General features: G+C 63.5%; 4 protein-coding genes and 2 pseudogenes. All 6 read left to right on the top strand.

Annotated elements, in window-relative coordinates:
• The first annotated feature begins 411 nt into the window (after window positions 1-411).
• Window positions 412-2,691: an amylo-alpha-1,6-glucosidase gene (locus QOC89_RS19895; RefSeq protein WP_323046591.1), complete on the top strand. Its 2,280-nt coding sequence runs from the start codon at window positions 412-414 to the stop codon at window positions 2,689-2,691.
• Between the two features lie 110 nt (window positions 2,692-2,801).
• Complete coding sequence (locus QOC89_RS19900; protein WP_323046592.1) at window positions 2,802-3,656, top strand: MurR/RpiR family transcriptional regulator; 855 nt, start codon at window positions 2,802-2,804, stop codon at window positions 3,654-3,656.
• A 189-nt stretch (window positions 3,657-3,845) separates the two neighbouring features.
• Window positions 3,846-4,793: pseudogene (locus tag QOC89_RS19905) on the top strand (aspartate aminotransferase family protein); the annotation flags it as partial.
• A gap of 28 nt (window positions 4,794-4,821) precedes the next feature.
• Window positions 4,822-5,376 carry a carboxymuconolactone decarboxylase family protein gene (locus QOC89_RS19910; protein ID WP_323046593.1) on the top strand — a complete coding sequence of 185 codons (555 nt, stop codon included), beginning with the start codon at window positions 4,822-4,824 and terminating at the stop codon, window positions 5,374-5,376.
• A gap of 309 nt (window positions 5,377-5,685) precedes the next feature.
• Entirely contained in the window at window positions 5,686-6,111 is a 426-nt protein-coding gene (locus QOC89_RS19915; protein WP_323046594.1) for an OsmC family protein, read from the top strand.
• A gap of 214 nt (window positions 6,112-6,325) precedes the next feature.
• Window positions 6,326-6,583, top strand: a pseudogene (locus tag QOC89_RS19920) (MFS transporter); the annotation flags it as partial.
• Window positions 6,584-6,629: the final 46 nt, after the last annotated feature.

The following is a 6,629-nucleotide window of genomic DNA, read 5'->3' on the forward strand; positions in this document are numbered from 1 at the left end:
AAAAGTAGGTGCCCGCCCCGCACAGGGGCGACGCTAATAGACCAATAACAAATCAAGGAAAGGCCAACACCGTAGACAACGAGACAACCCAACGCCATAGGCAACGAGACAACCCAACGCCATAGGCAACGAGACAACCCAGCGCCGAACGGCAACCCGATCAAGGAAATGCCGACGCCCTAGGCAACCCGATCAACAAAACCCCACCGCCGCAGGCAACCAGCACATCCAACCAAGCGCCAAACAGGCAAAAACCCTCTGCATGTCCCGTGCCACCAAAAAACCCGAAACTCCCCACCGATAAGTTCGTCTGACGTGGACAGACCCACTACAATCGGAAGCGACCGGGCACCACCAGCGGCACGCGAAAGCGAACCGAAACCGAAAGCGAACATGATAGGAGCGACCCTGATGCAGCAGCCAGAAGCCCTCGGCGGCCTGTCCCACTCGGGCGGAATCGACCACCGCGAACCCGAGCCGGACGGCGCATTCATCCCGACGGAAAACCTCAACGTCGCGAGCGCCACCCAGCACGTGCTGAAGTCTGGCGACACCTTCATTGTCAACGATCCCCTCGGCGATATCACCGGCCACGACGACGGCCTGTTCGTCAACGACACCCGCGTCCTGTCGAGCCTGCGCCTCACCTTCGGTGGACGCGCGCCCTCGTTGCTGTCAGGCAGCGTCAGCAGCGACAACACCTCCTTCACCGCGCATCTGACCAATCGCCCCCTGCCGCCGCTCGGCGGCGACAGCACGCCCGAAGGCGTGATCCACGTCGAACGCGTGCGCGTGCTTTCGGGCACCGTCCTTAACGAAGCTATCGAACTCACCAACTACGGCACGAGCGACGCCGTCGTGCCGCTGTCCATTTCCTTCGCCAGCGACTTCCGCGACATGTTCGAAGTGCGCGGCCTCAAACGCAACAAACAGGGCCGCGTCGAACCGGCGCGCGTCGAGAATCGCGAGGTGCTGCTCGGCTATATCGGTCTCGACGACGTGGCGCGCAACGTGCGGATCGCCTTCTCGCCGGAGCCGGACAAGCTCTTCGCCGATCGCGCCGACTACACCGTCAAACTGCCCGCGCAAGCCTGCGTGTCGATCTATCTGTCCGTCTCCGTGCAGGTGGTCGCGCAAGCCGACAAGCCGGCCGCGGGCGTCGCGCAGCCCACTCACGCAGTGAGCGAAGCCCATCTGTCGCAAATCGATGCGGAGCGTCCACGCGTGGGCCGCGCCGCCGTGCGCGCCGCACTGGTCGACGCCCACCTGGTGATGCGTGAACGCCGCCGCGTCACCGCCCGGGTGCGTTCGAGCAATCCGCTCTTCAACGCGTGGATCGATCGTTCGCTTGCCGACCTGGGACTTCTGACTACCGATCTCGGCACCGGCCCCTATCCCTATGCCGGCATCCCGTGGTTCTCAACGCCGTTCGGGCGCGATGCGGTCATCACGTCGTTGCAGACACTCTGGTTGCAGCCGCAGTTGGCCGCGGGCGTGTTGCGCTTTCTCGCCGAACATCAGGCGCGCGAAAATTCACCGTTTCGTGACGCCGCGCCCGGCAAGATCATGCACGAGATGCGCAAGGGCGAAATGGCCGCCACCGGCGAAGTGCCGTTCGCGCTGTACTACGGCGGCGTCGACACCACGCCACTGTTTATCGTGCTCGCCGGCGCCTATGCGGCACGCACGGACGACCTCGCGCTGATCGACGAATTGTGGCCCGCGTTGGAACGCGCGGCGCAGTGGGTCGCGGGGGTCTGCGACAAGAACCGTTACGGTCTGCTCGACTATCAGCGCGAGTCCGATGGCGGTCTCGCGAATCAAGGCTGGAAAGACAGCCACGATTCGGTCTTCCACGCCGACGGCCGTTTTCCCGACGGCCCGATCGCGCTCGTCGAAGTACAGGCCTATGCGAGTGCCGCGTTCGACACCATGGCTCACTTCGCCAAGCTGCGTGGCCTGCACGATCAGTCGAAGCAATACAGTGAGCGCGCGAAGAAAATCCGTCAGTGCGTCGAAGAAAAGTACTGGATGGAAGAGTCCGGCTTCTACGGCATCGCACTCGACGGTCACGGTGAATTGTGCCGCGTGATGGCGTCGAATGCAGGCCATCTGCTGGCCTTCGGTCTGCCCTCGCGCGAGCGTGGCGAAGCGGTGGTGCGTGCGCTCGACTCCACGCTGTTTCACACCGGCTGGGGCGTGCGCACGCTGGCCGCGAGTCAGGCGCGCTTCAATCCGATGGCGTATCACAACGGCTCGGTCTGGCCGCATGACAACGCACTCTGTGCGCGCGGCCTGTCGCATTACGGCGGCAAGGCAGCGGCCGTGCGGCTGTTGCAGGCGCTGTTCCAGGCGGCAGTCAATTTCGACATGCGGCTGCCGGAGCTGTTCTGTGGTTTCCCGCGCCGGCGCGGCGAGCCGCCCACCGCCTATCCGGTCGCGTGTCTGCCGCAAGCCTGGGCCGCGGGCTCGCCGTTCATGATGCTCGAAGCGTGTCTGGGCATCACGATCGATGCGGCCCGGCGCGAAGTGGTCATCGAACAACCCATGCTGCCGGAAGGCATCGACTGGCTCGAAGTCGGCGATCTGAAGGTGGGCGATTCGTCGGTGTCGATCACGTTCCGGCGGATCGGCGAGAAGGTGGTCGCGTCGGCCGAGCAGGGCGATGTGCGGGTGGTCGCGCTTCTCTAGCTCCGCCCTTTCGCGAGGCATGAAATGCATGCCGGAAGTTCTGTTGGATGCGATACACCGGGTGGTAACATTTGTTGTCATCCTTATCGACCGTTCGCCCGGTATATCGCATGCCAGACAGTTTCGACCAGCTCGCCGCCCTGATCCGGGCGCGCTTCTCCGAACTGAGTCCGCAGTTCCAGATGGGAGCGGGATTTCTGCTCGATCATCCCGACGAAGTCGCAGTCTTGTCCATGCGCAAAATAGCTGAGCGGGCTCAGGTGCAACCGGCCTCGCTGGTGCGTCTGTCGCAGCAATTGGGCTTCCCCGGCTGGAACGAATTACGCAATCTGTTCGTTGCGCGTGTGCGTACGCGGCCCGAGCCGCTCACCAGCCGCGCCCGTTCGCTCGTCAAATCGAAAGATGCGCTGGCCAACGATCTGCTGGTCGCACAACGACACAATCTCGAAGTCACTGCCGCGCATAACGGTCGCGTGATCGTGGAAGCGGCGCGCCTGCTGCGGCGTGCGCCGCATGTGCATGTCGCAGGCTTTCGCTCCTGTTATGCGGTCGCGTTCGGTCTTGTCTACGGTTACCGGCTGTTCCGTTCGTCGGTGTCGTTGCTCAACGGCGAGGCCGGCACACTGGAGATGCAACTGCGCACGCTCGAGCATGACAGCGCCACTATCGTCATCAGTTTCGCGCCGTATTCAGTCGAAGCGGTACGCGTGGCCGAAGCCGCTCTGGAAAAGGGCAGCAAGCTGATCGCGATCACGGACAGCGCGGTCTCTCCGATCGCGCTGAATGCGGACAAGGTGCTGATCTTTTCGCACGAAAGCCCGTCGTTTTTTCCTTCGCTGGTGGCGGCCACGGCGATTTCCGAATCACTGGTCGCGCATCTGCTCGCACTGGAAGGGGCGGATGCCGTCGAGCAACTCGGCATCGCCGAGCAATCGCTGCATGACAAGGGCGCGTACGTGCCTTGATGCTTGTCGTCTGAGCCACGCCGATATTTGCCGCGGTGCATCGACGCGCCGTTTGCTTCATTGTCGCGTCGTTTGACAACAAATGTTGTTGTGTCGTATAAATACGTACCGATTGTTGAGTGAACGCGAGTCGTCGCCTCCCTGCATGTCTGCCGGGCGGACCGGCGCCTGAGCCGCTGTCGCCAATAGAGAGGAATGAGCTATCACGGCAACACGCTGGGGGCGCTGGCGATCGGCGGCAATGCGTGGCGGCGCGAGCCGTTCCTGCCGATCCTGATCGAAGCGCATCACGTGAGCCCCTGTTATGCGTACCGCGAGCAGGGCGCGGACGAAACCGAGGAGCAGTTCGCGCAGCGTCTCGCTGACGAACTCGAACGGAAGATCCTCGAACTCGGCGCCGACACGGTGGCCGCGTTCGTCGCGGAAACGGTGGTGGGCGCAACGGCCGGCGCGGTGCCGCCGGTACGCGAGTATTTCCGCAAGATCCGCGCGGTCTGCGATCGCTACGGCGTGCTGCTGATTCTGGACGAGATCATGTCGGGCATGGGCCGCACGGGCTACCTGTACGCCTGCGAGGAAGACGGCATCGCGCCGGACCTGCTGACGATCGCGAAGGGGCTCGGCGCCGGCTACCAGCCCATTGGCGCGACGCTGGTGAGCGAGCGGATCTACCAGACGATCGTCGGCGGCTCGGGTTTCTTTCAGCACGGGCATACCTATATCGGCCACGCCACCGCCTGCGCCGCGGCGCTCGAAGTGCAACGCGTGATTGCCGACGACCACCTGCTGCCGAACGTGCAGGCGCGCGGCGAACAGTTGCGCGGCCGGCTGCGCGAGCACTATGCGCAGCATCCGCATATCGGCGACGTGCGTGGGCGCGGCCTCTTTGTCGGCGTTGAACTGGTGCAGGACCGTGCTACCCGCGCGCCATTCGACCCGCAGCTGAAACTGCACGCGGCGATCCGGCGCGAAGCGTTCGCGCGCGGCTTGATGGTGTATCCGATGGGCGGCACCGTGGACGGCAAGATCGGCGATCATGTGCTGCTGGCGCCGCCGTTCATCTGCACCGCGCGCGACATCGACGAGATCGTCAGCCGCCTTGCCGATGCGATCGAAGGTGCGTTGGCCGTCGTCTGAGACCCTTTCCATTCCTGCGAGATTTGCGATGCCCCAGCGTCTGCCTCACTTCGAACTGTCCGATGCCACGCCTGAACAGAAGGCCGTGCTCGACGAGATCCTGTCCGGTCCGCGCGGCAATCTGAATGGCCCGTTTCTGGGCTGGATTCATAGCCCGGAGTTGGCGCAGCAGGCGCAGCGTCTCGGCGCGTTTTGCCGCTATCGCACGGGCTTGCCGCTGCGCTTGTCGGAACTGGCGATTCTGGTGACCGCGGCGCGCTGGCAGGCGCAGGCCGAGTGGTATATCCACTATCCGATCGCGCTGGAAGCGGGTGTGACCGAAGCGGACGCCGAGGCGATCCGCGAGGGTCAACGCCCAGCGTTCGCGGACGCCGATGATGCGTTGATCCATGACTTCGCGAGCGAACTGTATGACACGAAACGCGTGTCGGATGTGACCTATACAAAGGCGGTTGAGCGTTTCGGTCATCAGGTGGTGATCAATCTGGTGGGTTTGCTGGGCTACTACGCGCTGGTCGCGATGACGCTGAACGTGTTCGACATGCGGGCGGTGGGGCAGCAGAGCCTGCCGTTCGCCGAGTAGCCGGCGGTGCAGGCGGTTTCCGCGGGCGCCGGTGTCTTTTGCGAGGACTCTCGGCATCGTCACGACACTGGCACACGGAAGCGCCTATGATGAGGTTCGGTCCATCCCGCGCCTGCAGCGCCGCGCGATACGTCCTGAAGCAAGTCCTCCGAGGGGACGCACAACCGATGCCGATACCGCAAATACCCGGGCTGGACCGTTGCGGGCGGCGTCAACAGCGTCAACAGTGTCATCAGCGTCAACAGAGTGGAGCGGCGGTTGTGTGGCGGTTGTACAGCGGCGCAAAGCAGGGCAAACAAGGAGAGAGCGATGAAGCGCAAGGGATCAGCAGTCTGGCAAGGCGGCCTGCAAGACGGCAAGGGCTCGATTTCCACCGACAGCGGCGTGCTCAAGGACACCCAGTACTCGTTTGCGACGCGCTTCGCGGACGGCATCGGCACGAATCCGGAGGAGCTGATTGCGGCTGCGCACGCGGGTTGTTTTTCGATGGCGCTATCGGCCGAACTGGGCAAGGCGGGCATCACGCCGGAACGTATCGCCACCACGGCAGCGGTCACGCTGGATAAGGACGGCGGCGGGTTTGCGATCACCGCGGTGCATCTCGATGTGGCTGTGAAAATCCCCGGCGGCGACAAGGCCGCGTTTGAGAAGGCCACCGCGGACGCCAAGGCGAACTGTCCGGTTTCCAAGGTGCTGAACGCCACCATCACGATGGATGCGAAGCTCGAAAGCTGAGCGAGCAGTTCATCCACTGCAGACTCCATGCAGGGCCGGTTGGCAGGGTAGCCAGGCCGCCGGCTGTCATGTCTTATTCATCGTCATTCACGTTCCCGATTTTTTTGCCGCGCATTTTCTATCCAGTGACTACCGGCGACGAAGAAATCGCCAGCGGCAATGAGATCAAACCGGTTTGCACTGGACGCCGCTCGCCTCCGGCATGGCCATCATAGTCGCGCCGGAGAAAGCGGGGCTGGCCTCGGGCGTGGTGTCGTCGACCTTGCAGATCGGCTCGGCGTTCGGCACGGCGGCCATCAGCGGCGCGTTCTTCGGCGTGCTTGGCGGCCGCGTGACGCCGGATGCGTATGCGCACGCATTCCAGTTCAGCCTCGCGATCAACGCGTGTCAGATGTTCGTGTGTATTGGGTTGAGTGTGCTGTTGGTGCGGCATCAACAACTGGCACTCCGCCGGGCTGCACAGCCGGTTTGAAAAATAACGGCCTGGAAATCGTTTTCATTGACTTGTTTTTAACGGC

The organism is Paraburkholderia sp., assembly GCF_034668105.1.
Taxonomy (GTDB): domain Bacteria; phylum Pseudomonadota; class Gammaproteobacteria; order Burkholderiales; family Burkholderiaceae; genus Paraburkholderia.